Source organism: Lactococcus allomyrinae (assembly GCF_003627095.1).
In the GTDB taxonomy this organism is placed as follows: domain Bacteria; phylum Bacillota; class Bacilli; order Lactobacillales; family Streptococcaceae; genus Lactococcus; species Lactococcus allomyrinae.
Genome location: NZ_CP032627.1, coordinates 952,224 through 978,598 on the forward strand (window position 1 = coordinate 952,224; position 26,375 = coordinate 978,598).

At 37.1% G+C, this 26,375-nt stretch carries 22 protein-coding genes and 1 pseudogene; all 23 read right to left on the minus strand.

Features of this window, described 5'->3' with window-relative positions; all coding sequences use genetic code 11:
• Positions 1 to 162: 162 nt before the first annotated feature.
• On the minus strand, positions 163 to 837 hold the full coding sequence (radC, locus tag D7I46_RS04560; RefSeq protein WP_120771814.1) for a RadC family protein: 675 nt from the start codon (positions 835 to 837) through the stop codon (positions 163 to 165).
• A gap of 120 nt (positions 838 to 957) precedes the next feature.
• A pseudogene (gene glmS, locus D7I46_RS04565) lies at positions 958 to 2,771 on the minus strand (glutamine--fructose-6-phosphate transaminase (isomerizing)).
• Positions 2,772 to 3,446: 675 nt separating this feature from the next.
• Positions 3,447 to 4,037: a phosphatase PAP2 family protein gene (locus D7I46_RS04570; protein WP_240424506.1), complete on the minus strand. Its 591-nt coding sequence runs from the start codon at positions 4,035 to 4,037 to the stop codon at positions 3,447 to 3,449.
• A 211-nt stretch (positions 4,038 to 4,248) separates the two neighbouring features.
• A complete protein-coding gene (locus tag D7I46_RS04575; RefSeq protein WP_240424507.1) occupies positions 4,249 to 5,703 on the minus strand; it encodes a glycosyltransferase family protein in 1,455 nt (484 codons plus the stop codon).
• Between the two features lie 73 nt (positions 5,704 to 5,776).
• Positions 5,777 to 7,108 carry a sensor histidine kinase gene (locus D7I46_RS04580; RefSeq protein WP_240424508.1) on the minus strand — a complete coding sequence of 444 codons (1,332 nt, stop codon included), beginning with the start codon at positions 7,106 to 7,108 and terminating at the stop codon, positions 5,777 to 5,779.
• 10 nt (positions 7,109 to 7,118) lie between these two features.
• A complete protein-coding gene (locus D7I46_RS04585; protein ID WP_120773291.1) occupies positions 7,119 to 7,718 on the minus strand; it encodes a DUF2127 domain-containing protein in 600 nt (199 codons plus the stop codon).
• A 396-nt stretch (positions 7,719 to 8,114) separates the two neighbouring features.
• Complete coding sequence (locus tag D7I46_RS04590) at positions 8,115 to 8,810, minus strand: response regulator transcription factor (RefSeq protein ID WP_120771815.1); 696 nt, start codon at positions 8,808 to 8,810, stop codon at positions 8,115 to 8,117.
• A 51-nt stretch (positions 8,811 to 8,861) separates the two neighbouring features.
• On the minus strand, positions 8,862 to 9,698 hold the full coding sequence (locus D7I46_RS04595) for a COG4705 family protein (RefSeq protein ID WP_120771816.1): 837 nt from the start codon (positions 9,696 to 9,698) through the stop codon (positions 8,862 to 8,864).
• Positions 9,699 to 9,847: 149 nt separating this feature from the next.
• Positions 9,848 to 10,816, minus strand: coding sequence for a glycosyltransferase family 2 protein (locus D7I46_RS04600; protein WP_120771817.1), 969 nt, complete (start codon positions 10,814 to 10,816; stop codon positions 9,848 to 9,850).
• A 489-nt stretch (positions 10,817 to 11,305) separates the two neighbouring features.
• Entirely contained in the window at positions 11,306 to 12,970 is a 1,665-nt protein-coding gene (locus tag D7I46_RS04605) for a glycosyltransferase family 39 protein (protein WP_120771818.1), read from the minus strand.
• Positions 12,971 to 13,077: 107 nt separating this feature from the next.
• Positions 13,078 to 13,983, minus strand: a complete 906-nt coding sequence (locus D7I46_RS04610; protein ID WP_120771819.1) for an RluA family pseudouridine synthase — start codon at positions 13,981 to 13,983, stop codon at positions 13,078 to 13,080.
• A gap of 53 nt (positions 13,984 to 14,036) precedes the next feature.
• The gene (gene lspA / locus D7I46_RS04615; protein ID WP_120771820.1) at positions 14,037 to 14,504 is read right to left on the minus strand and encodes a signal peptidase II; all 468 of its coding nucleotides are present in this window, start codon (positions 14,502 to 14,504) and stop codon (positions 14,037 to 14,039) included.
• 223 nt (positions 14,505 to 14,727) lie between these two features.
• Positions 14,728 to 15,180 (minus strand): methylated-DNA--[protein]-cysteine S-methyltransferase, encoded by a 453-nt coding sequence (locus tag D7I46_RS04620; RefSeq protein WP_120773292.1) that lies wholly within the window; start codon positions 15,178 to 15,180, stop codon positions 14,728 to 14,730.
• Complete coding sequence (locus D7I46_RS04625) at positions 15,164 to 15,691, minus strand: methylated-DNA--[protein]-cysteine S-methyltransferase (protein ID WP_162930833.1); 528 nt, start codon at positions 15,689 to 15,691, stop codon at positions 15,164 to 15,166. Before D7I46_RS04625 ends, D7I46_RS04620 begins: the two co-directional genes overlap by 17 nt.
• Before the next feature lie 302 nt (positions 15,692 to 15,993).
• Positions 15,994 to 16,863: a C40 family peptidase gene (locus D7I46_RS04630; RefSeq protein WP_120771822.1), complete on the minus strand. Its 870-nt coding sequence runs from the start codon at positions 16,861 to 16,863 to the stop codon at positions 15,994 to 15,996.
• A gap of 217 nt (positions 16,864 to 17,080) precedes the next feature.
• Positions 17,081 to 17,386: a CHY zinc finger protein gene (locus tag D7I46_RS04635; RefSeq protein ID WP_120771823.1), complete on the minus strand. Its 306-nt coding sequence runs from the start codon at positions 17,384 to 17,386 to the stop codon at positions 17,081 to 17,083.
• 150 nt (positions 17,387 to 17,536) lie between these two features.
• Positions 17,537 to 18,511 (minus strand): biotin--[acetyl-CoA-carboxylase] ligase, encoded by a 975-nt coding sequence (locus D7I46_RS04640; RefSeq protein WP_120771824.1) that lies wholly within the window; start codon positions 18,509 to 18,511, stop codon positions 17,537 to 17,539.
• A gap of 232 nt (positions 18,512 to 18,743) precedes the next feature.
• Positions 18,744 to 19,322, minus strand: coding sequence for a biotin transporter BioY (locus D7I46_RS04645; protein ID WP_120771825.1), 579 nt, complete (start codon positions 19,320 to 19,322; stop codon positions 18,744 to 18,746).
• Positions 19,323 to 19,537: 215 nt separating this feature from the next.
• Entirely contained in the window at positions 19,538 to 22,006 is a 2,469-nt protein-coding gene (parC, locus tag D7I46_RS04650; RefSeq protein WP_120771826.1) for a DNA topoisomerase IV subunit A, read from the minus strand.
• A gap of 190 nt (positions 22,007 to 22,196) precedes the next feature.
• Positions 22,197 to 22,640: a GNAT family N-acetyltransferase gene (locus tag D7I46_RS04655; RefSeq protein WP_120771827.1), complete on the minus strand. Its 444-nt coding sequence runs from the start codon at positions 22,638 to 22,640 to the stop codon at positions 22,197 to 22,199.
• A 178-nt stretch (positions 22,641 to 22,818) separates the two neighbouring features.
• Positions 22,819 to 23,658, minus strand: a complete 840-nt coding sequence (locus D7I46_RS04660; protein ID WP_120771828.1) for a 3'-5' exonuclease — start codon at positions 23,656 to 23,658, stop codon at positions 22,819 to 22,821.
• A gap of 38 nt (positions 23,659 to 23,696) precedes the next feature.
• Positions 23,697 to 24,203, minus strand: coding sequence for a hypothetical protein (locus D7I46_RS04665; protein WP_120771829.1), 507 nt, complete (start codon positions 24,201 to 24,203; stop codon positions 23,697 to 23,699).
• 107 nt (positions 24,204 to 24,310) lie between these two features.
• The gene (gene parE / locus D7I46_RS04670; protein WP_120771830.1) at positions 24,311 to 26,245 is read right to left on the minus strand and encodes a DNA topoisomerase IV subunit B; all 1,935 of its coding nucleotides are present in this window, start codon (positions 26,243 to 26,245) and stop codon (positions 24,311 to 24,313) included.
• Between the last annotated feature and the right edge of the window lie 130 nt (positions 26,246 to 26,375).

The window sequence follows — 26,375 nt, forward strand, 5'->3', positions numbered from 1 at the left end:
AGGTGCAATGTAAAATTAGATGAGATATAGGTAAATTACCTACTATCATTTTACTTTTATATTTGAAATAGGTCAAAAGAATTGTTTACAAAATCAAAATAAACTCTGTCAGCGTACTGACAGAGTTTTGTCAATTCATTTTAGTTTTTGTCAGTAACTCTTTTATCTTTCATGTTCACGGAAACTAAAATAATTCCCACCACCGACAATGACATGGTCAATAAACGAAATACCTAAATTATCACAAGAAATTTTTATTTTGTCAGTAAAAGTTCGGTCTGCGCTACTTGGTTGCAAACTTCCAGAAGGATGATTATGCGCGACAAGTAGACCAACTGCAAGATTTTTTACAGCATGATAAAGAATTTCTCTTGGATTAGCCAAGGCATGATTTACAGCCCCTATAAAAATGGTTCGTTTCTCGATAATTTTGTTTTGACCATCAAGATATATGGCAAGGAGATGTTCCTGTTCATAGTCACGCATCTCAAATGCCAAATTCAAACCAAACTCTTGAGCACTCATCACTTGTCCATGCCTATGGTGTTCTGCGGTCTGAATCCTTTTTCCAAGCTCCATCATCGCACGAATTTCGATTGCTTTAGCTTGACCAATTCCTGAAATTTCTTTCAACTCTAAAATAGAAGCATGGCAAAAACGCTCCATCGTCTGAAAATGCTGTAAAATTTTTGCGGCAAGTTCAAGCGCTGATAACTTTTTTGTTCCTGTTCGTAGCAAAATAGCAAGTAATTCGCTATCCGACAACTTCTCTGGTCCTAATAGCTCTAGTCTTTCTCTTGGCAACATGGGATAAGGATTCTCTTTTACTTCGTACATATCTATTTATACGAGAAATAATATCTTTTGTCACTGACAGACTCAAAAATTTACTGACAAAAATCCTGTCAGCACATTCTGACAGGATTCTCTTACTGACAGAAATTCTGTCAGTAATTTTTATTCAACGGTAACAGCTTTTGCGAGATTACGTGGTTTGTCAACGTCAAGTCCACGTTGCATTGAAGCAAAATAAGCAATCAGTTGCGTAGGAATAACCATCGAAATTGCTGATAAGAATGGATGGACATTATTGACAACAATTGTATCATCTTGACGTGCTACGCCTTCTTCAACAATGGTAATTGCTGAAGCGCCACGTGCTACTGTCTCCATCACATTTCCACGTGTATGCGCTGCAACTTCTTCATTATTAGAAATCAGAGCAAGAACTGGGGTATCTTTTTCAATCAGCGAAATGGTCCCATGCTTTAGTTCACCTGCAGCGAAACCTTCACATTGGATATATGAGATTTCTTTAAGTTTAAGCGAAGCCTCCATTGCAACGAAATAATCTTGTTTACGTCCAATATAAAAAGCATTTCTTGTAGTTGGCAAGAGTTTAGCTACAACTTCAGCGATTTCTTCTTTTTCAGAAAGCGTAGACTCAATCGACTGAGCAACCAGTGAGAGTTCCTTAACAAGCTCAAAGTCGCTCGCCGCCTTATTTCCATCAGCTTCTCCAACCGCTTTAGCAAGAAAAGCGAGTGTTGCAATTTGTCCTGTGTAAGCTTTAGTTGAAGCCACGGCGATTTCAGGTCCTGCACCAATCAACATCGTGTAAGTCGCTTCACGTGATAAAGTTGAACCTGGAACATTTGTCACGGTCAATGAAGGAAGACCAAGCTCATTGACTTTAACCAAAACTTGACGGCTGTCTGCTGTTTCTCCAGATTGAGACAGAAAGATAAAGAATGGCTTTTTAGACAGCAATGGCATACCATAACCCCATTCACTGGCAACACCAAGCTCGACTGGCGTAGAAGTCAAAGCTTCCAACATCATTTTTGCACCAAAACCTGCATTATACGATGTTCCAGCAGCAATGATATAAATACGGTCTGCTTCTTGCACGGCCTTAACGATATTTTCATCAACTTTCATTGCCCCATTTTCATCGGCATAAGTCGCAATCAATTTGCGCATAACAGCAGGTTGTTCGTCGATTTCTTTGAGCATGTAGAAAGGATAAGTCCCTTTACCAATATCAGAAAGATCAAGCTCTGCTGTGTATCTTTCACGTTCGATATGATTTCCCTCATAGTCTGCAACTTCTACATTATCCTTAGTCAAAATAACCAACTCTTTATCATGAATTTCCATGAATTCTGAAGTTTCGCGAATCATTGCCATCGCGTCAGAGCAGACCATATTGTAGCCTTCTCCCAAACCAATCAGGAGTGGTGATTTATTTTTCGCAACATAGATGATATCAGGTGTTTCAACATCCATTAGCGCAAAAGCGTAAGAACCTTTAATCACATTCAACGCTTTTTTAAAAGCTTCAAGTGTTGTGAAACCTTCTTCTTCAGCAAATTTTGCAATCAAATGTACTGCAATTTCTGTGTCAGTTTGCCCCTTGAACACATCACTTGCTACATATTCTTCTTTTAGTTCAACAAAATTTTCAATCACACCGTTATGGACAAGGACAAAACGACCAGATGTTGAAGTATGGGGTGTGCATTATCCTCTGTTGGTTTACCATGTGTCGCCCAACGTGTATGACCAATTCCTGATGTTCCTGCAACATCAATGCCGATTTTACTACGCAAATCTGCAATGCGACCTACTGATTTCACAAGACTACTATTTTTGCTTCCCGTTACAAAAATTCCTGCTGAATCATAGCCACGATATTCCAGCTTTTCAAGTCCTTGCATCAAAATATCTGTTGCATTACGTGAACCCACAACACCTACGATACCACACATATGATTTTCTCCTTTAAATACCAAATTCATAAATTATACAAAATTGGTATATTCATTTAATTTATCGTTTTTTGAATTACAAATAGCATTATAATATAACTTTATCATCATGTCAAGGATTTATACATAAAATTGGTATAACTATTGCAGAAAGATTGGTATAGTTGTTAATTTTATCACAATAAAACCTAGATTCTACAAGGAAACTAAGTACTTTTTTTATTTTAAAATTTTTAACTTAGTAAGTGCTTGCTGTCTCCGCCCTTTGGGCTACGTTATCGATGCTCGGTCAATGCTCGCTACGCCACTAAATAGCAAGCTCTGCTTTTGTTCTACTGCCCTAGGGTCTTAGCGCTTTAGCGATTGCGATTTGAACTTCCGACTTTAGTCGGTTGCCACTGCGACTAGGTGCTTTGCCTTTTGCTCTTTTTGCTTTAGCACAGCGGGAGCAATGAAGTTGCGAAGAACGTTTGTAGAATGGCATGCAAAGCACGTAGCACCATAGCAAGCATGGACAACGTAGCGAAGCGGAGGTGTGGCCTCATATCTTTGATGTGAGGTTGTACCCTAACCTTGGCGGAGAAAAAAGAATTCCCCACCAATGAAGTAATCACTTCAACGTATATTCTTTATTGTTCCTTTTGACAAAGCTAGGATAAGTCAACATTAAGAAAGTTAGTCCTTCAAGAAATCCACCAATAGTATCACTTGGATAATGTACCCCACAAATACCCTTGAGAACATCACAAGAACAGTTAATAACAACGCTAATCCTGCTAAACCAAGCTTCGCGCTTCGTGTTTTCAACTTAGTGAAATAAATCAAAAAAAGACTTCCAAATAAAATTGTCGCAAAAACAGAATGACCACTTGCAAAACTTTTCCCACTTTGATTAGCAAAAGCTACAAGACGATGGATATCTGGTCTGCTTCGACCAATTACCTCTTTAACAAGTGTATTAAATCCTGTTCCAAACACAGTCAATCCAGCAAACCATAAGCCACCTATTTTTTGTTTGAACAAGAAAAATAAAAGTAAAGCGACGAGAGCAGCTGTAATAATCCCACCTGTATCACCAAATAAATTGGTATAAGCAGTAAAAAAATGTGTTAAAATTGACGAATTTTGGAGTTGGAAAGCAAAATTCTGTATTGGCTTATCAAAGTTTAGCGGTGTCTGTGTATGGCTCAATTTTACCCAGACCGCCAGAATTACAAATAAAATCCCTGTTATGGTACCAATGGAGTAAGATATTTTTTTGTTCATTTTTTTCTTTCTAATCTTGTTTAATTTATACTAGTTTCATTTTAAAATCAGGTAGAATTTTATACCACGGATCCCCCTTTTCAAGTCGCAGGGAGAAACGGCTACTTAACGTGCCCTTGCTTGGCTGATTTTACAGCCTGTGGCATGAAACGAAACAGACCACGCAAACAGAGTGTGTGCCATGACATTGTTCTTTCATCCTGAAGATCAATTACTCAATATGAGAATTCATAATTGACACTTTCTCAAAATGCTCAATCAATGAATAGACCCCTACAAAAAATAAAAGTCCAAAAGTCATAAATTGATAACGTGTCTTTACTTCCCAAATCAATGTATGAAATAAACTTATACCAAATATGGTCAACAACGCGAATAAGAGGGAATCTTTAGCTAGCATTTTATTGCTCAAAAATCTTAATCCTACGGCAATGAGAAATAAAGCTATTAAAGCTTTCGAAAACACTTGAAAAATAAGTCTAATCGCACTGATGTGTTCCAAATAAAACTTTGGTGCAAAAATATAGGTTTTTTGGTAATCTGTCAATGTTTGAAAGGTTCCTTCTCGCCACAAAACACCATATTTGACAAACAAATGAAAAATAAAAGTCTCTGGATTATAGCTTGCAAGTCGTGTTGCAATTCCTGAAACATCTGCACTTTGCGCAGAAGAAAAACCGATATGATGTAGTGTATAACTACGGTCGCAACGATTATACTCTCCAAATTTTTGTTGATTTAAGCCCATATAAATCCAATGTGCTATCGGAAATTCGTCTGGATTTGTACTATTATAGTGATAGTTTGCATCAAGAACTTTCCCAGCTCCTATCGCTAACAAAAGTCCTACAATAGATGCAATAAAAAGTTGAACAACTTTTCTATAAACATTTCTCTGTGTTTTATAAGTGAATAGTCCAATTATCACTAATGCGACAAGAGCAATAATAAGATTTGGTCTCATAAGATAACCATACGCAAAAACTAATGCAATAATCAATAACTTCCACCAGTTCAATCTCCCACATTCGAGGAAAAACAATAGAAGCGCTAGAGCAAAAATACTAGCTCCATCAGTATAACCAACTTGAATAGTAAAGCCATAAAATGATGGAACAATGATTGATAATAAAGCCGCAAAAGCCGCAGCGCGTGGATTCTTATGCCATAAAGTTGCAATAATCAATATTATACTTCCCAAAAGCAAAGCGATATTGTAAGCAAGAAAAATCGGATTAAAACCTAGATGTAAAAACTGTCCCACTCTCATGAAGACACTATACAAAATCGTTAATGGAACAAGATTTTTATATTGTAAAATCCATTCACTCCAATTAAAATTACCTTGCACGAGCTGTCGAGCCATCGTTATACATATCTGGACATCCCCAAATAATTGCACTCGTATCAGAATGACATTCAATAATGCGCTGACAGCGACACCTATTACTGACAGAGCAATGATTCCCTTTAGCTGCCTCACTGACAGCTTTCGCAATCCTCTATCAATGACTCGGAAGAATAAATATAATACGAATATTGTTAGAATCACATCAATCGGATTAACAAATCCTGTATCAGTATATGTAACAAAGACCATCATCAAGAGTGAAAGCAACACAAAACCTAATAAGACATAACGAGTTACTCTTTCAAATTTAAACACATCTGCTGTTTCCCTTCAAGCTCTTTTATCATCAAAAATTACTGACAGAAATTCTGTCAGTAATTTCTCTATACTATTTTGGACCAAAAACAAGGTGGAAAACAGAACCCTGTGGTAAATTATCAGACACGAAAATCCACGCACCACAAGCCTCAGCATATTGTTTAGCAATCGCAAGCCCTAGACCAGTTCCAGGAATTTCACTTGACCTTGACTTATCAACGCGATAAAAACGCTCAAATATCTTTTCTTTTTCTTCATCAGCAATTCCTATCCCTTCATCAGCTACTGACAAATCAATACTATCGCCTTGTTCTCTCAACCGAACAATAATTTTACTGTCAGCAGGTGAATATTTTCCCGCATTTTCCAAAAATGCAACGAGAATTTTTTGAATGGCTGCTCTGTCAGCATTGACAGAAAATGATAAATCATTTTCAAAAATAACTTTCTGTGTCAGCGCAGGTTGAATTTCTTTCACAGTTCTGTCAGTAAATTCGCTTAAATCAAATCTTTCATTTTCCATACTAAAGTGATTCCCTCGTGATATTGTCAATAATTCTTCAATCATTCGCTTCATCCGTAAAGATTCTTCATCAATATAATTCAATGAATCCTCAACAATTTCTGGATGTTCACGCCAACGCCGTTTTAAAAGCGTGACATGACCACGAATCGCTGCAACCGGTGTCCTCAACTCATGTGAAGCATCTGATACAAATTGCTGCTCTTGCTCAATCTTTTGATTAAGTCTTCCTAAAAGTTGATTAAAACTCTTTGCTAATCGCTCTACTTCCACTGGAAAATCAGGAACTATAAGTTCACTTTTTTCCATATTTGTCGCCTTAGCAAGCGCTTCAATAGGTTGACTAATTCGTTTTGCAGAACGCTTCAAAGCAATCATTGCACCAACATAGACTACAAGCATCGTGATAACAATCGCCACAATTGTCCGCAAAACCATATTCAAAACAATAGTAATATCAAGCCATAACTCCGTTTTTATCCCATGAGAAGTGACCGAACTATACCAAAAAACATCGTCGTCCGACAAACTAAAATAGCCCCAGCGCAAACTTCTGCTCTTTAAAAATTGAGTTGTACCATGACTTTCATCAACGGCTCCTGATGGACGAGTCACTCGAATAAAATCAGAACGCTCTCCATCTTCTTCACCAAGCTCAAATTCTTTCCAGTTAATATTTCCGTTTTGAGCCGCTTCATGAACAGAGCTCAATATAGAAGCTCCCTCCGACTCACGAATTTGTAAACTGCTGAAAGCAACAACAGCAGAAATAACTAGTACATTTAGGAGAGTAAATATCAAGAAAATCCGAGTGGACACTTTAGTGATTAAACTAGCACTTGTTTTTGATTTATTATTAACTATTTTTTTTCTGTTCATTTTTAAATGATTAAACAACAAAACGTACACTCACAAACACTGCTACAAGAACAATAATATTAAACACTACAATAACAAGGTTATAGTTTTCAATAGTTTTCTTCATTTGTGAAATCCTTTCATAAGACTTTTTCAAATTTTGAAAATTTCTGCTCAACTTTCTATATTCGAGCAAGGTCAAAACCATCATAAGTAAATCAATCACAGTTAATGCAATCATTGACCACGCCCCAGTCTTAGAGAATTCAGCCATTTGATACCCAATGAACCCCGAAAGTAAAACCAGTGACAAAGGATATGCCCAAAGCACTCTCTTCCACAGCAAAGCCAGAGAAACTAATTTAAGCAAACCGTGAGCAAGTAAATAGATTACTGCAAATAATGTCATATCACTTGTCAAATTTTGTGCCGTATGATTAAATAACTGAACCAAAACTGGTAAAGGTGCTTCTTTTGCCAACTGATTAAGCAAAGTTCTGAGAACCGTCATTGGAACCAAAAACAAAGCTACTCCACCAATTACCTCCAATAAAGCAAACAGGCTTTTGAACAAAACTACAATATCAAAACTTGCATCAAGCCATCCAGCTCTCATATTTAATTTTCTCATCCATTTTCCCTCGCTTCTCATCTTTTCCAGTTCTCACACTGTGGCTAATTCGTTGTAATACTGTTTAACTTAGCAAGCACTTGCTAAGTTAAACAGCACTATCTCCACTTTACTCCGCTGTCGATTCTCGCTATGGCACAAAAGTGCCTTGTCAAAGTCGCACAACTCGCTAATGGCAGACTCTGCTTTCGTTCTACTGCCCTAGGGTTTTAGCGACTTCAAGGACAGGACCATTTCGCCTTGCGACTTTTAGTCGATTGCGATTTGAACTTCCGACTTTAGTCGGTTAGTGAAATCGACAACGTAGCGAAGCGGAGGTGTGAGCTCATATCTTTGATGTGAGGTTGTGCCCTAACATTGGTGGAGGAAAAGAATCCCATCAATGAAGCAATCACTTCAACTCCCAAACGTATCACTCCGAAGTCGATATCCCACACCACGCACCGTTTCGATTAACGAAGGCTCATCATCCAAATCAATTTTTGATCTTAAATAACGAACATAGGCATCTACCGTATTTTCCTGACCATCAAAATCCATGCCCCAAACATCATCTAAAATATCTGCCCGACTTATCGCAACACCTTGATGTTCTAAAAAATACGTCAGTAAAGCAAATTCACGTTGTGTCAAATTAACAGATTCTCCTGATACCCAAGCAGTGTGAGCTGAAGTATCTACTTTTAAATGTTCCACTGCGTAAACTGTCGTTCGTACCGTTGACCATTTTCTAAAAATTAGCCTCAACCGAGCCAACAACTCCTCAATCTCAAAAGGTTTCGTGATATAGTCATCCGCACCAGCATCCAAGCCAGCAACTTTATCCCCGATATAATCACGCGCAGTAAGAAATATAATAGGTGTATTGGGCTGAATTTTTTTCATCCGTCTTAGAACGGTTAGACCATCTAATTTTGGAATCATCCAATCTAATAACACTACATCTATCGCTGGTTGAGCCTTCTCAAAAAGTTCGAGCGCTTCTTCACCATCAAAAGCTGCTGTTACTTGGTAATCTTCAAAAGTCAATTCTTTTTTTACATAATCTGAAATACTTCTCTCATCTTCAACAACTAATACATGATACTTCATTAAATACTTCCCCATTTATTTTTACGTGCTAATATTGTCTAAGTTTAAATATCACTCTGTAGGATAAGCAAGAGCTACATGTTTTTCACGGATATATTTTACAACAATCGCCACTAATACACTAGCAAACAAAACAATGAAAACCATTGACATTTCTCGATTACCTAGCACCCCATTATCCCAACGGTAACAGAAATAATCTGAGAAACTTGCTCCAATAGGCCGTGTCAAAACATAGGCTATCCAAAAGGTCAAAATTTCCATTACTCCATTTTCACGAGGATGTCCCATCAAGCGATAAACCAACACTCCAAGAAAAATTGCGCCTAAGACGTAACCTGCAGTCAGATAACCGAGCCCCAAGTCAAAAGTTGAATGATCCCCCATCCAATCTCCCATCAAAGTTCCGAGTGCGAAGCTCACCGCCACTGTTATCCAATAATAAGTTTCTCTTTTTGAATTTCTAATTTGGTGAATGGATAAATTTTGGGTTGCACGATACCACAGAAAGAAACACAGCCCCATTAACACTGTTGTAATACCTACAAGATAAATGATTGGAACACCCAAAGCTGCAGTCAGAGAGTCTGCGATGACCGTACCAAAGACCGCTAAAAGCGCAACGGCTCCCCAGTAGTAAATGGGATGATATCTTTTTGCGCGTTTTTGCTTAAATAAGAATACTCCAAATAAACCTCCTGACCAAAGAATAGTCAATAGGGCACCAATCACTTGGTTGCCTCCAAACATTCCTTTTAATATATTATTGGATGCATCAGACACGGACTCCCCCATACCTGTCGAAATAAGTTTTGCTATCCAGAAAAGTAGACCAACTGCTGGCACTTTATTCCACTCATAATTACTTATATGTTTTTCTTGCATCATCTTTATTTTTCCCATCATATTATTTTTATCACTTTATTCTACTAGAAAAAATTGACTAAAAAAACAAGTTTTAAAGAGAATTTTATGATAAATTATCAGAGAAAAATGTAGAGTTGTGTCTATATTTATTTGAGTAGGCTTAAACGATGCTAGCCTTTATTTTCTTCTTGATTAATAAATTCTTCAATGATATAACGTGGACGATGTTTTACTTCAATGAATATTTTTCCAATGTATTCACCGATAATCCCAACTGCAAGGAGATTTAATCCACCAAATCCAATAATAGCAATCATGGTAGAGGCCCATCCTGATACATCAGGTGCTCCAATAAAATGTCTACCAACAATGTAGATTGCTCCAATGATAGCAAAAATAAAGAAAAAGAAACCTATCCATAAAATAAATCGCATTGGTGTGGCTGATGTCGAAGTAATTCCATCCACTGCAAAACTAAGCATTCTTTTAAGTGGATATTTGCTCTCACCAGCAAAACGCTCACCACGCTTGTAATAAACAACAGCTGATTTATAACCCACTAGTGGAACTAACCCTCTCAAAAAGAGATTTTCTTCTGGAAATTGTGATAATCCTTCCAAGGCTCGCCTAGACATCAATCTAAAGTCGGCATGGTTAGGAATGCTTTGACTCCCCAAAAGCTCCATTGTCTTATAAAAAGCCCCTGCCGTTCTGCGTTTAAAAACAGTATCAGTATCTCGATTATCTCGCACACCATAAACAATATCACAAGCTTCATCTTCAAACTTTTCAATCATCGCATCAATCGTGTCAATATCATCTTGAAGATCTGCATCCATTGAAATTGCACAGTCGCAGAGTTCTTTAACTGTCATCAATCCCGCTAATAGAGCATTTTGATGTCCTCGATTTCTTGAAAGATTGATTCCACTAAATACTGAATCTTCATGATGTTTTTCTTGAATTTTTTCCCAAGTCTTATCTTTTGAACCATCGTTAACGTACACGATACGGCTTTTTGGGCTAATTTTTTCATTTTCTATCAGTTGACTATATTTTTCTTTCAACCGTTTTGATGTTTCATCAATGACTAATTCTTCGTTGTAACAAGGAATGACCATATATAAAATCGTTGTCATAACTGTTCCTTTCTTGAATGTTTGTGATTCTATTAATTTATCTTTAACTTAGCAAGTGCGTGCTATCTCCGCTCTTTGGGCTACACTGTCGATGCTCGGCACGAAAGTGCCAACTCGCTACGTGCTTCGCACGCCGTTCTCCAAACGATCTACGCAACTCCGTTGCTCCGCTATCCTCTATTCGTATGCAAGCAGAGCTTGCAACGATAGAGGCAAAGCGATAAGATGAAATGGCAAGCTCTGCTTTCGCTCTACTGCTCTAGGGTATTAGCGACTTCAGGGACAGGATCATTTCGCCTTGCAACTTTTAGTCGATTGCGATTTGAACTTCCGACTTTAGTCGGTTAGTGAAATCGACAACGTAGCGAAGCGGAGATAGAGCGAATGGATAACGTAGCAAAGCGGAGGTGTGACCTCATATCTTTGATGTGAAGTTTTGCCCTAACATTGGTGGGGAAGAAAGAATTCCTCACCAATGGAGTAACCCCTTCAATTTTTCGTTAGAATATTATTATGAGTTTTGGACTCAGAAACTATTTTTACTAGATTTACTGTGGCTAAAGCAATCATGAGTGGAGCAAAATGGTAGAGATAGCGTGAATTTGCTTCCCAAAGAATAAGGAAGATACTTAATCCTACAACAGATAAAGCTGGTACAAACCACGGGTTTTTCCAATTTTTCTTATGTGCAAGTAGGAACCAGATTTCTTTCCACATTAGAACGACTAGTGCAATCCAATATAAGGTTTGAGCAGCTTTTAACATGAACCAACCTGTGACATTTCCTTCATGATTCGCTCCTATGTCAAGATAATCGAAGTAACGATGAATCATCTGATTTTCATGATAATAAGTATAGTAAGAACTATTCAAGTCACTGAAAGTCCAAGTGTAGCCGAGTTTTCTACCAATCTGTCTAATAATTCCTAGTGGTCCCATTTTTTTAATATTGTTTAGAAAAAGCTGAGTATCCGCTTCTTTTTTCGCTTCATAGGTAGGGAAAGATTCTGAGTAAAGACGGATTTTTTTATTAAATCCTCCTGTTTTATTGGTGGGTGACCATGACATCGCAATCCAATGCATTAATGGCAAATTATGTCGCTCATTGGCTTGTTCAGAAAATGCAGGCTCGCTTGCAATTGTTGTTTTTACTAACTCATGTCCTCCTGCAAACAAAACAATAAATAGGGGTAAAACAATGAGAAGCTGCTTCCATTTTTTATTAACTGCAAGAAAGATAAATCCGGCAATAATAACAATTACTGCGGTTGGTTTAAACTCATATCCGACTACTCCGATTAAACTTGCAAAGAAATACCATAAAATTTGTTTGGATAAGCGACTTGATTTTACAGCATAGATGAAAAATAGTGCTGCAAGTGCAACGAGAGGCAGTGTCAGTGTGTCACTATAAAGCTGAGCTCCATAAAAATAAAAAGGAATGAAACCAACAGCTACAAAATTGTAAAGAAGGGCTTGTCTTTTGCCACTCAAATTTTTGACCAACAGAGAAGTACTGCTTATTCCCACTGATGTAAACAATGCTGATACAGCTGTCACTGCCCAAACTTTTAGTTGGAGGTTGTCAGCAAAAGGTGCAAAAACACGATTGAATAAAATTCCTAAAAACTGATTATTTGGATATCGTAAAAAATATCCTAATCTGGAAGCTGTGTTTGGCAGACTAGCAAAAGAATGACCTTGTAATTCTGTTGTTGAATTAAAAATTACAAAATAATCCCAAGCGTGCGGACTATCAGGTACATGAATCATAAACAGAAATGGAAGAGCAAAAGTAATGACAGCCATCCCCCAAAAACTGATACGATAAAATTTATCTACTTTATTTTCTGTCAGTATACTGACAGAAACGTCGTGGACGGTTTTTTTATCTGTCGATTCACCGATTTGCGTTGGACGCTTTGAACTGACAGAATAATCAGTGGAAAACAGGTGTTTTGCCAGTTTAAAAATACCTACTAAATAAAAAACTGTAATTAAAAAAATAATATTCCCGAGTAATAACCCTCCCCATTGATTGGCTCCCCATTCTGTTGTTAAAGCAACTGCTATTCCATTTGCGACTAAAAAAGCCACTCCAAAAATAATCAACCAAAGTTTTTTCTTGATAATATTCATTTTTTTGTTTTCCATATTTCCATTTTAACATATTAGCATACTAATTTTTGATGGAGGATTGGTGAAGGTTTTATGAGAGTTTATCATAATTTTAATTGTCAATGTCATAAAAAGAGAGCAAGTCAACCTTGCTCTCTTAATTTTTTAAGTTGTTTTTCAAATATCTCTGGTACCGCAACTTGAAATTCTAAACTTTCACCTGTTATCGGATGCACAAATCCCAATGTTTCAGCATGGAGAAATTGACCGTGATTAGGTGTAAGTGTTTGTTTTGGACCATATAAGGGGTCTCCAGCAACAGGATGGCCGATATAATTCATATGTACACGAATCTGATGTGTCCGCCCTGTTTCCAAGCGCAATGCGACAAGTGTATATCCATGAAAACGTTCCAAAACTTCAAAATGGGTCACAGCTGGTTTACCACCAGCAACTACCGCTTGTTTTTTCCTGTCTTTTGGATGACGTCCAATTGGTGCTTCAATTGTTCCACGATTATTATCAAACTCGCCATGAACAATTGCGAGATAACGCCGTTTACTTGATTTATCTTTCAATTGTTTGGCTAATGATTCATGAGCCTTGTCATTTTTAGCAATCATCAGAAGACCACTTGTGTCTTTATCAATGCGATGCACAATTCCTGGACGAATGACTCCATTAATACTTGAAAGATCACGAATCCCGTACATAATTGCATTGACAAGCGTTCCGCTACTATGTCCAGCCGCTGGATGAACTACCATTCCTTGAGGTTTATTTACCACTGCGACATCGCCGTCTTCATAAATAATTTCAAGTGGAATATCCTCAGCAACGATATCCAACTCTTGCACAGGAGGAAGTTCAAACTCAACAACATCTCCTGTTTTTACTTTATATTTTGCCTTTGTCGTGATGCCATTGACTGTCATTTTTTCACTACGAATCAACTCAGTGACAAGCGTTCTTGAAAGCTCTGTTTGATTCGCAAGCGCTTTGTCAAGACGAAGCAGATTATTTTCTTCTTTGATAATTACTTTTGTCAAATTTTTCTCTTTCTTTTAGAAAATTAATCCTGTCAGTACAGACAGAAGATTTGTCAGTTCGTCCTATTTGTTTTCTCATCTTTATCAAGCAAAATAGCGACAAACAAGACAACAAAACCTACTGACAAAAGACTGTCAGCAATATTAAAAATTGGAAAATTCATAAAATCTGTTTGAAACATATCTACGACAAATCCTTGTCGAACACGGTCAATGAAATTTCCTAAAGCACCTGAAATAATCAGAGTCAGACCAAAAAAATACCAATTTTGCTCCATTTTTTTCCACAAAAAATAAGCAGCTACAATCAATACAATTGGTGTCAAAATCAGAAAAAACCATTGCTGCCCCTCAAACGAAGACCAAGCTGCTCCATTATTTTGCAGATAAGTCAAACTCATAATCCCAGGTAAAAAATTTTTAACATGTCCCAAAGGAATATTTGTGACAACCCAATGTTTAAAAAGTTGGTCCAACAAAATGCCAACTGCAATAATGACAAGTGAAAGTATTTTTTTCATAAGTTATATTGTACCATAACAACGTCCATTCTGTCAGTATACTGACAGAATGATTAGCATAGCTAATCATTCTTTTATCCGCTGATTCAACGCTCAATTCAATCGCGTTGAACTGACAGAATGATTAGCACAGCTATTCATTTTTTTACCCGCTGATTAAATATTCATTTCAATCGCGTTGAACTGACAGAATTTTCCTTCAAAAAATACTGACAGGAAACTGTCAGTATGATTTTATCAGTGATTTCTCATATTCCAAAATAGAAGCTTTAATATCTTGGCGATTATTTTTTCCCATAAATCCACCGAGTGTCCCGTCTTTTCTTGTCACTCGATGACAAGGTAAAATCACAGGTAGCGGATTCCGCGCTAATGCCTGTCCAACAGCTTGTTGAGCGCCTTTTGATCCTACACGTTCAGCCATTTCCTGATAAGTAATTGTTGTTCCAGCTGGAATTTTGGGAAGTTCTAACCACACTTTTTGTTGAAATTCTGTTCCAAAAGTCAACCGAAAATCAGCATCATCTGTTTCGTCAGTGCTGACAGAATCCTTTAACTTTTCTGTCAGTGCTGATAACTGTTCGTAAGAGACGACTTCATGTTCATCATCAAAAAATACTTCAATAATTTTTCCACCAACATCTCGTTCTACCGATAATTTAAACTTTTCTTTCATTTTTGAACTCACTTTCATGATTTAATAACCATCTTTTTTTATCAAGACCTCCAGCATATCCTGCTAACTCACCATCTGTTCTGACCAACCGATGGCAAGGTACAATAAGTGCCAGTTGATTCGCACCATTTGCCGCACCCACAGCAAAGCTCGCCTGTGGTTTATTGATTTTCTCTGCAATCGCTTTGTAAGTCCAGCGCTCACCACTAGGAATCTGTAAAACCGCCTGCCACACTAGCTTTTGAAACTCTGTTCCAACCAACTCAAAAGGAACCGTAAAAACTTGCAGCTTTCCCTGAAAGTATCCATCCAATTCCCTTGCAAGTTGTTTAGAAATAATTGTCTCTCCATATTCAATTTTGGCAGAAAGTCGCTTTTTTAATCGTTCAATCTCTCTATCCAAAAACTTGCGATGTTCAAATTCTAACAAATACAAAGCTTCATCATCCGACAAAGACAACATCCGTCCCAGAGGGGTATCATACCAGAACTCAAGCAAAATTTTATCCATGAGTATATTATAACAAGATATGAGTACGATTGGCAAGAAATGATGAAAAATGCCATTTGGCTCTTTGTGCTTTAGTGCATAAGCCAATGGACAGCGTAGTGCTGAAAGCACGGAGATAGAAAATCTCGGAGAGAAAAGGAGTTTCTTGGAGAGATTTATCTTTTTTCACTCATTTCTAATCGTACAAACTCAGTTACATCAAAATATGAGACGGCTTGTCCAGAACTCAATTATAAGATGTGAATACGATTCCCAAGATATGATAAAAACATAAAATATTGATATCGTCAAAAATACTAACACTAAATCTCACGTCTTACTGTACCACTTTCAAAAAGTTCAGCCCAAGTCATATCACCTAAAACCTTCTCGTTTATTATCTCATTTAATCGGCTCACTGCCACCCCATTTGTACTCGTTGAGTCATGCAAAATGAATCCATTTCCCAGATAAATAGCAACGTGCTGCTCATCTTCAGAAGCATTACTTGCCGTTACTAATAAATCACCCCTACTCTTATTTGACCAGTTAACAGCCGTTCCAGTCTCAGCTAACAAAGTCGTTGACGCCGCATATTGATAAACTAAGGGCAATCCCGCCTTACGATACATATAAGCCACAAAACTTGAACAATCAAACTCATTTTTTGCAACACTAGCGTCTGTCCGACCTCCACCATAGACATAAGGACTTTTACCCACTAACTTTAACCCTTTACTTATCGCTCCTTCAATGGATGAATTACCACTATCAAGTGTTTTTGCCACTGCTTCGTAGGCCTTCAGCACGTTATCCGTACCATCTGACTCAAAATAATAGTAATAACCGTTAATCTCATGCAATCCAGTCTCCATCTTTCCAGTTGATAAGTCAAAATACACGGTTTTTCCATTTACCGTTTGAAAACCTGTTTTCATCGCTCCTGTTTCCAAATCAAAATCATACTTTTCTCCCGAAATCGTCTGCAATCCTTTCAATTTTTCCTTACCAGAAATATAATAAGTTGCTCCATTCTCCTGAACAAATTTCCCATCTGCTCTTTTTAACATCTCTGTGACCCGTGGAATAATCAAAAAACAAAGAATCATTCCTAAAACAACCAAGCCAATAATGAACAAACCCAATTGATATTTTTTTAATTTTTTACGTCTAGCACGTTTTGTTCTCTCCATAAGAGCTCCTCTAACATATGAGCTCGGCTGTTGGAATATGCGAACTCCGTCAATTTTTCATTTAGATTTATCTATAAAGAGTGTAGTCTTATCGGCTTATTTTCTCCTTATCTCAAACTTATTTATTTCTTATCATGTTCGCAATTTTTATAATGCTATTATTCATTTAGTTAATAAAATAGCATGAGAAATCTTCTCATGCTATCTTTACTCACTTTTAATTTTCTGTAAAATAAATCTCCCAGTGTAAATGACAATTAGGATTAAATACCGTATGACACTGAGGGCAACATCCTTTGGCATAATCATCAAAGTTACTTATCGTCCCACACTGACCACAAATCACTGGATGGCTATTTTTGTCACAAGCTGCAAAATTATGATCCATCATCTCATCATGACATTTATAACAAGCAAAATATTTTTGACAAGTTGAACACTTTAGTCCAACGATGTCATTATCCTGATGGTAGTGATAACAGCGTCCGCTCTTATCTAACCCTTTTCCATAAATCTTATACAAATTTAACCTCCCATTTGCAGTTATGACTAGCTCTTTAACATCGGTGCTTCAGCAGATTGTGACTCGACAACTTTAGCCTATAAGCAAACGGATTGCATAGTGCTGATAGAACGACAGAACACCTGAGCGGAACCCATCTATATCTGGTCGTTAATTCCAATCCACTTTAATTACTTCTCCACTCTTAAAAGTTCGTAATTTTCCTTGATTATCTTTAATAACCAAACCTCCATCTTCTCCAATTTGTTGCGCTAATCCTTGAATAGAATTGCTCCCCAACTGTAATGTGACCTGTCTTTCTAAAATAAGCGAACGCCTACGATACTCACTAAGCAACTTCGGATTAGTGTAATCTGATGCATTTTTAATCACTTGTTGAATCAGCGTCGCTGCCAACTGATTACGATTTATTTCAGCATTTGGTTCAATACCCCGTGCCACAGTAGATAAATCTGTCGGAAATTTTTGAGTTGTCAAATTTATCCCTACGCCCATAATAAAATTTGCTGCAGAATTTGATTCAAGATCTAGGACAGCTTCAGTGATGATTCCCGCTACTTTATGGTTATCTAAATAGATGTCATTCACCCATTTTAGCTGAAATTCCTTATCAGGATAGAAGCTTTCAAGAACCTTAGCAATAATCACCGACATACTTGTAGTTAATAACCCGACCTGAAATAACTCGCTAGTAGGATTAGGCAAAATCACACTAAAGTAAAGCCCTGTCTCTGGAGGTGAGTAGAATGAACGACCACGCCGGCCATATCCTTTTGTTTGATGATTTGCTATAAAAATCACAGGTTCAGTAACATGATGTGTACTTAAAAACTCTTTAGCAATATCTTGTGTAGATGTCGTTTCGTTGAATACATGAATATTATCTTCAAACTGTTGGTTGCTATAAAAGTTAATAGTATCAGCATCCAAAAAGGAATTTCCAAGATATTTATATCCCAAATTTTTACGACTAATGATTTGATTACCATTGCGCTTTAAAGTATTAATCGCTTTCCAAATACTTTCTCTACTCACTTCTAATTGACTAGCTAAATAGTCACCAGAAACCCAATTATCCTGCTTTCGGATAAGTTGTTGCAGCACGTATTGTTTTGTTGAATTCATCGCTAATCACCTTCTAATACTGTTTAATTTCTGAGAGGAACTTTTAGAAATTAAAGTTTGGGTAAACCGCCTTGCTTAAGCGCAAAACAGTATACCCACAGTTCGTCTACTAAATCTACAATAGCAGATTTAGGGGTAAACTAGTATAACCATTATCTGTTCTTCAAATATTTCACTTAAAAATTGCTCTACTATAATTATCAAAAATATTTTTTACTCTAAAATATTATAATTAAAACTTGGATAATATAAACATATCATCAAATCCTAGACTACGTCTAAGACGCCGAGTAATCATTACTGATAACACCGCCTTGATAAAATCTCCAGGAATAAAAACTAAATTTGAACTCAAAGCTGTAAAAAGTGGCAAATGTGATTGCCAAGAAAGCCATAATGCACCAGCAACATCCACAAAAATAATACCCGCTACAACAACTACAATGAGTTCCCACCACCAACTATTTAAATGCAGAGCCTGAATTCTTCTCAGCAATAATCCTATTAGCAGTGGAGTAAATAACCATGCAATCAAATAACCCCCAGTAGGTCCCATAAAGCTAGCTGCACCACCATTACCTCCTGTTAATATTGGAAGCCCAATAAATGCCAATAATAGAAACAAACCTACCGAAATTGTCCCATATTTTGGTCCAAGTAATCCGCCAGACATCATCACTCCCATATTTTGCAGGACAATGGGAACTGGAATAAACCCCAAAGGAATTGCAGGAAAAAATCCTAAAACAATGATAAATGTTGTCATCATCGCTGAAAAAGTTATTACTTTAATTTTTTGATTATTAGTCACAAAAATTACTCCTAAAATATATTTTACAATAAAAAATTTTTTTTATTGTACTAATAGAATATCAAATAGTAACCCTAAAATCAATTATAAGGTTACTATTGTGTGTTTTTATTGATAAACAAAGAAAAAGCGCAGAGAATTTAAGCATTCTTTGCGCTTTTATTTATTATTTTAACCTAGAACGTGTGTGCTAAATTACCCCATCAATGAAGTAATCACTTCAATTTCACACTGACGACTTGCGTGACATCTTCTGAAACTGGATGACCATTACTTGTTCGTTCAGATAATGATAAATCAGTAAGCACTACTTCGTAACTCTTATCACCAGTACTAATTTCTAAGATTTGTTTTTCGTTTTCATTATTTGTATCAAGAGGTGCACTAAATAAATCAAGTTCCTCTTTTGCAATCAATGCAGCATCACTTGCATACACTAGACCAGCAGCAAAAACAGTATGATTATTTGTTTTTAGTGTCCGCAACACTTGTAATCCACGATTTGCACGACTTGTTGCTGGAATATCTTCGGTACGCACTCGCTTGATGAAAGCTCTTTGAGTCAATAAATACCAACTGTTTGTTGTCACAAAAAAGGCCGCTTTTATCTTATCTCCATCTTTAAGATTCATTGCTTTAACTCCAGCAGCTTTGGCACCTAAAATCGGAACATCATCAAGATTAAATCGAAGGGCGTATCCATGTTCAGAAATTAACATCATATCTGCAAACTCAACTGGTGCGATCAAGACAACTTCATCCTCTGTACCTTTAAGTTTTGCATAGGCTGTTGATTTTGAACGATAAGTTCGCCAAGGCATGAAAGCAGCACACTCAACCTGTTTGATTTGTCCATTCTTTGTCACGACAACAAAGTTTTCTCCAGAAAATTCGTCAACAATTTTTACAAAAATTACTTTTTCACTTGAAGCAAAATTGGATAGACTTTGTGACAAATGTTCTCCAATGTCTTTCCATCGAATATCGGAAAGCTCATGGACTGGACGATAAATCACATTGCCAAGATTGGTAAAAATCAAAAGATGTTGCGTTGTCTTTGCATTTGAGAAGAACAAAAGCTCATCGTCATCACGTTTACCGATTTCTGAAATTTGTGAAGAAGCAAAAGAACGTGGTGACGTACGTTTAATATAGCCAGAACGTGTTACTGAAACAACTGTTTCTTCTTCAACAATCAACTCATGTGCCTCAATCTCAATCGTCTGAACATCTGCTTGTAACTCACTTCTGCGGGCTTTCGAAAATTTCTTCTTAACCTCTCTCAATTCACGTTTCATGAGATTAAACAATGTTCGTTCGTCATTGATAATTGCCTTTAGTTCCAAAATCTTAGCTTTTAGGTCTGCTTGTTCATTTTGTAAAGTGACAATATCCGTGTTTGTCAGACGGTAAAGTTGTAAAGTGACAATTGCTTCGGCTTGTTCTTCACTAAATTGGTATGAAATCTTAAGATTTTCTTTTGCATCTGCCTTATTTTCAGAGGCACGAATCAATGCGACCACTTCGTCCAAAATTGAAACCATACGAATCAATCCTTCGACCAAATGCAAACGTTTCTCAGCTTTCGTCAGATCGAATTGTGAACGTTTGACAATAACTTCCTCTCGGTGTGCGATGTAAGCGCGTAAAATCTGCAAGATTCCTACTTGTTGAGGTGTCATATTATCAATAGCAACCATATTGAAATTATAATTGACTTGCAAATCTGTATTTTTGAGCAAATAATTCAGGACAAGCTGGCTATCAGCTTCTTTTTTTAATTCAATAGCAATGCGCAATCCCTCTCGGTCAGATTCATCCCTTACTTCTGAAATTCCTGGCACTTTGCTATTCACACGCACATCATCAATTTTCTTGACAAGGGTTGCTTTGTTGATTTCATAAGGAATTTCGCTGACAATCAAACTTTCTCTGCCACCTTTTAATTGTTCAATATCAACTTTTGAGCGAACGACAATGCGTCCTTTACCTGTTTCATAAGCTTTACGAATCTCTGCTTTACCTTGAATAATCCCTCCTGTCGGGAAATCTGGACCAGGTAAAAATTCCATCAATTTTGGCACATCAGCTGTTGGATGGTCAATCATATAGATTGTAGCATCGATGACCTCACTCAGATTATGAGGTGGAATATCTGTGGCATATCCTGCCGAAATTCCAGTTGAACCATTAACCAATAGATTAGGAAAACTTGCAGGAAGCACTGTCGGCTCTTTTTCTGTATCGTCAAAGTTCCATGCGTGAGTCACGGTATCCTTCTCAATATCTGCAAGTAAAAATCCTGATATTTCTGATAACCTTGCTTCTGTATAACGCATGGCTGCTGGTGGGTCACCGTCCATAGAACCATTGTTCCCATGCATCTCAATCAGAGGTTCACCCATTTTCCAATCTTGCGAAAGACGAATCATAGCTTCATAAATTGAACTATCACCATGTGGGTGGAAATTACCCATAACATTTCCGACAGATTTTGCTGATTTACGATAGGCTTTATCAAAAGTATTACCATCTTTATTCATACTATAGAGGATACGACGCTGCACAGGTTTTAGTCCATCGCGAATATCTGGAAGCGCTCTTTCCTGAATAATATATTTTGAATAGCGCCCAAAGCGCTCACCCATAATATCTTCTAAGGGCAATTTTTGAATGTTTGACATTATTTTTTCTCTTTACTTGTAAATTTTCTGCTGACAGAATTGTTGTCAATAGATTTTTTATCCTTGATTTTGTGGTAAGTACTAACAAAATCACTTTTCTATTCTATCACATTTTTCAACTTAAAAAAACCGTAAAAAATTACTGACAGATTGCTGTCAGTAAACTAAACATTATGATTTGAACATAATATTAAAACTTCAAAAGCATATTAATATGCTTTATCCCATCTTCATAAAAGGGTTCGGAATCTGCTACAAAGCCAAGCGAAGCATAAAAGTCTTTAAGATAATATTGCGCTTCAATTTTGACGGCAGACTTACCAACTTTCTGTAAGTAATCTAAAACTTCTGTCAGTAACTGACGTCCTAAATGCTGATGGCGAAAATCTGGATGGACAAGGACGCGTCCAATAGATGCCTCTGCAAATGAAACACCTTCAGGCAACAAACGACAAAGTGCTAAAATTTCCCCTGCTTCATTTTCAAGCCACAAATGTTTTGCAACTTGGTCTTTTCCATCAAGCTCCTGATAAGGACAATTTTGTTCAACCACAAAAACGGCCGTTCGCAGACTCAACAATTGATAAAGCTCTGTCGTTGACAGTTCATCAAAAGTTTTTATTTTCCATTCCATCATTCTCCTCCAATTCTGTCAGCACTGACAGCGTGCTAAAAACTTATACTGAGATAATCCGTTGTAGACACCGATAACGGATTGACGTGCGGTCTAACTTTATGGCGCAAATTTGGCACCACAACTACAATACTGCCTTGCGTTTCGGTAAACATCACTTTCTGAAAGTTAACTGGTATTAGTTCTTACCATTCGACTGATTCTCGTCCAAATCCGTCAGAAAATTTGCTTTTTGCATTTCCTTCAGAAAATCTGAATGAATCGCCAACTTTTCATCATTATATAAGGTAATACTCAAGCTTGAGCCTGTTGAGTATTCACGCTCTATCCGAATTCCTGAAATATCAAACTGCTGCCATATTCGTTCTGAATCTTGACGATAATAAACCAAGTTTTTTGTAATTGGCAAATTTAATTTCCTACGAAGTGTGTCAGTGATTTCATCTGAAATATCACCAAATAAATCCATTTGCTCAGGCTCTGTCAGCATACTGACAGCTTTAGGTTGTTCAATTTCTTGAAGATATTGATACAATTTTGCTGTCACTAAACAATCGTTTAAAGCGTCATGCGAACGTAAATCATTCATTTCTAAAAAGTCTTTAAAACTTTCCAGAGCATAACTTTTCATCTGTAGAAGTCGCTTGCTCTCAGCTAAAGTATCATAAACGCGAAATGCCTCAACATCAGTAATTGCGCAGTCAATAATTGCTTGATAGAGAAAGCTGATATCAAAAGGAGCGTTGTGTGCTACCAATAGATGACCTTTGATAAAATCTAAAAACTTCGGTAAAACCTGTTCAATCACTGGCTGACTCAACAAATCTGCTGGTCTGATTCCTGTCAGTTGTGTAATCTCTGACGATACATAAGAACGCTGATTTTTAACCAATTGATTGAAGCGGGCTAACTCAACATCATTTTCGTCATATTTTACTGCGCCAATTTGAATAATCTCATTTTTCTGAGCAGAGAAACCCGTCGTTTCAAAGTCAAAAACAACATATTTTTCAGACATTTTTCCCCTTTAATTATTTTTTTCTTTTCACTTTTATGTTAGTGCTTCTTATCGAAAACTCCTATTTTTTGATTGAGCGCAAGCTCCAAAGAAGATAGATTTACGCTGCAACCGTTCAACTTTTCAAGCGACAGCACCGTGATAGGAATCACATAATTTTTGTACACTCTAAAATATCGTCCCTGATAAGTTTTCAAGTTTTTGATTTGAACCGTAAGCACTGAACTTCTTGAACTTACAAGATTGAACATTTGAATATCCTTGTAAAAGACTATAATCTGTTCACTTGAAAATAGTCCTCTTATGTCATAAATCAGCCGTTCATCAAGCAAAGTAAGACAACTTTTATCTTTTACGGTACGATAAAGCAGTCCGTAATAACCAATGCCAAGCAAACAAACAAGCCAAAAAAGAATCAAAAGCGATAAACGATTTATAAAAAGCAGAGATAATCCAATCGCCAATACAAAAATCCACCAACTCCACCAGAAAGTCATGATTGAATAATTAATCGTATAAGGAAAAGTAATTTCGTCTTTTTTCATCAGTTGTTTCACTTTCTTGGTTACTGAACAATGCATTTTTTGACCAAAAATAAGTCTGTCAGTACTGACAGAAGGTCATTCGTGATGATGACCGCTAAAAAACTCCCTTAAAACACCGTTTCTTCTTCCATAGTAAATTTAACATTGTTTTCAATCCATTTTCTACGTGGCTCAACTTTGTCACCCATCAAAACAGACACACGTTTCTCTGCTTGAGCGGCATCATCAATTGTCACTTGAATTAATGTTCTTGTGTCAGGATTCATCGTCGTTTCCCACAGCTGGTCTGCGTTCATTTCGCCCAACCCTTTATAACGCTGTAGGTTCGCGCCACGACCAAATTTAGCTCGAAGTTCTGCGAGTTCCCCATCTGTCCAGGCATACTCTATTTTCTCTTTTTTACCTTTCCCCTCACTCATTTTATAAAGTGGTGGAAGTGCGATATACACATGACCATTCTCCACCAAAGGTTTCATATAACGATAAAAGAAAGTCAACAAAAGTGTTTGAATATGAGCACCGTCAGTATCCGCGTCGGTCATAATAATAATTTTATCGTAATTTCGGTCTTCAAGCTGAAAATCAGCGCCAACACCTGCTCCAATGGTGTAAATCATCGTATTGATTTCCTCATTTTTGAGAATATCTTGCATTTTAGCCTTTTCAGTATTGATGACTTTACCACGCAAAGGCAAAATCGCTTGGAATTTACGGTCACGCCCTTGTTTAGCAGAGCCACCAGCCGAATCTCCTTCGACGAGATAAAGTTCATTTTTATTAGGATTCTTCGTTTGGGCAGGTGTTAATTTTCCAGAAAGTAATCCCTTATCTTTCTTCGTTTTCTTACCATTTCTTGAATCTTCGCGCGCTTTTCTGGCAGCTTCACGCGCTTCACGCGCCTTAATCGCTTTACGAATCAGATTTTGAGCTAACTCTCCATTTTCCATCAGATAAAAGCTCAATTTTTCCGCCACAATACTATCCACAATGGGCCGCGCCAAAGGCGATCCTAGTTTATCTTTGGTTTGTCCTTCAAACTGCAAATGCTCCTCTGGCACCAAAATAGACAAAACAGCAGTCAGTCCCTCGCGATAATCTGAACCTTCAAGATTTTTGTCCTTCTCTTTTAATAGATTCGTTTTTCTTGCATAGTCATTCATCGCTTTGGTTATCGCCGTTTTCAGTCCAGACTCATGTGTTCCGCCATCTTTCGTACGAACATTATTAACAAACGATAAAATATTTTCTGAGTATCCATCATTGTATTGCATCGCAACTTCAACCTGAAACTCATCTTGTTCTCCTGCAAAATAAAGTACAGGAGTCAGCGAATCTTTGTCTTCGTTAAGATAGGAAACAAAATCTTGTACCCCGTTTTCATAGTGAAACTCTGCTGAATCATCTGAACGCTTATCTTCAAGCGAAATCGTCACATCTTTCAGCAAAAATGCTGATTCGTTCAATCTTTCCGAAATAATACTATATTTGAATTCCGTTGTCGAAAAAATCGTTGAATCCGGCATAAATGTAACTTTTGTTCCCGTCTTCGACTTTGGAGCCTTACCTACTTTTTCCAATGTTGTAGCTGGATGACCTCCATTTTCAAAGCGTTGACGATAGACTACGCCATCACGTGTAATCTCCACTTCAAGCCAGCTGGACAGGGCATTAACCACACTAGATCCAACTCCGTGCAAACCACCAGAGGTCTTATAGCCTCCTTGCCCAAACTTGCCTCCCGCATGAAGAATTGTAAAAATAACTTCAACTGTAGGTATTCCCATAGCGTGCATCCCGACTGGCATTCCACGTCCTTCATCCTCAACAGTCATCGAACCATCTTTGTTAATGATAACAGAAATTTTATTACCAAATCCTGAAAGTGCCTCATCGACTGCATTATCTACAATTTCCCAAACCATATGATGCAGTCCTGTACCATCAGTCGATCCAATATACATCCCAGGTCTTTTCCTTACCGCATCAAGTCCTTCTAAAACTTGAATTGCATCATCACCATAATGATTAATATCTACAGCCATTCTTTCCTCTTATCCTTATCACAATTTTTTATCAATATTTTTGTTGATTTTATTGACTTTCAAAAGTCATTTTATTTTTCTGTCACTTTTATAAATCCTATGTCGTTAACCAAACTTTTAGTGCAATATC

Coding starts and splice junctions, on each gene's coding strand:
- radC (WP_120771814.1), bottom strand. CDS start 837: ATGTACGAAGTAAAAGAGAATCCTTATCCCATGTTGCCAAGAGAAAGA.
- D7I46_RS04570 (WP_240424506.1), bottom strand. CDS start 4,037: ATGAACAAAAAAATATCTTACTCCATTGGTACCATAACAGGGATTTTA.
- D7I46_RS04580 (WP_240424508.1), bottom strand. CDS start 7,108: ATGAACAGAAAAAAAATAGTTAATAATAAATCAAAAACAAGTGCTAGT.
- D7I46_RS04585 (WP_120773291.1), bottom strand. CDS start 7,718: ATGAGAAAATTAAATATGAGAGCTGGATGGCTTGATGCAAGTTTTGAT.
- D7I46_RS04590 (WP_120771815.1), bottom strand. CDS start 8,810: ATGAAGTATCATGTATTAGTTGTTGAAGATGAGAGAAGTATTTCAGAT.
- D7I46_RS04595 (WP_120771816.1), bottom strand. CDS start 9,698: ATGATGCAAGAAAAACATATAAGTAATTATGAGTGGAATAAAGTGCCA.
- D7I46_RS04600 (WP_120771817.1), bottom strand. CDS start 10,816: ATGACAACGATTTTATATATGGTCATTCCTTGTTACAACGAAGAATTA.
- D7I46_RS04605 (WP_120771818.1), bottom strand. CDS start 12,970: ATGGAAAACAAAAAAATGAATATTATCAAGAAAAAACTTTGGTTGATT.
- lspA (WP_120771820.1), bottom strand. CDS start 14,504: ATGAAAAAAATACTTTCACTTGTCATTATTGCAGTTGGCATTTTGTTG.
- D7I46_RS04620 (WP_120773292.1), bottom strand. CDS start 15,180: ATGAAAGAAAAGTTTAAATTATCGGTAGAACGAGATGTTGGTGGAAAA.
- D7I46_RS04625 (WP_162930833.1), bottom strand. CDS start 15,691: ATGGATAAAATTTTGCTTGAGTTCTGGTATGATACCCCTCTGGGACGG.
- D7I46_RS04630 (WP_120771822.1), bottom strand. CDS start 16,863: ATGGAGAGAACAAAACGTGCTAGACGTAAAAAATTAAAAAAATATCAA.
- D7I46_RS04640 (WP_120771824.1), bottom strand. CDS start 18,511: ATGAATTCAACAAAACAATACGTGCTGCAACAACTTATCCGAAAGCAG.
- parC (WP_120771826.1), bottom strand. CDS start 22,006: ATGTCAAACATTCAAAAATTGCCCTTAGAAGATATTATGGGTGAGCGC.
- D7I46_RS04655 (WP_120771827.1), bottom strand. CDS start 22,640: ATGGAATGGAAAATAAAAACTTTTGATGAACTGTCAACGACAGAGCTT.
- D7I46_RS04660 (WP_120771828.1), bottom strand. CDS start 23,658: ATGTCTGAAAAATATGTTGTTTTTGACTTTGAAACGACGGGTTTCTCT.
- D7I46_RS04665 (WP_120771829.1), bottom strand. CDS start 24,203: ATGAAAAAAGACGAAATTACTTTTCCTTATACGATTAATTATTCAATC.
- parE (WP_120771830.1), bottom strand. CDS start 26,245: ATGGCTGTAGATATTAATCATTATGGTGATGATGCAATTCAAGTTTTA.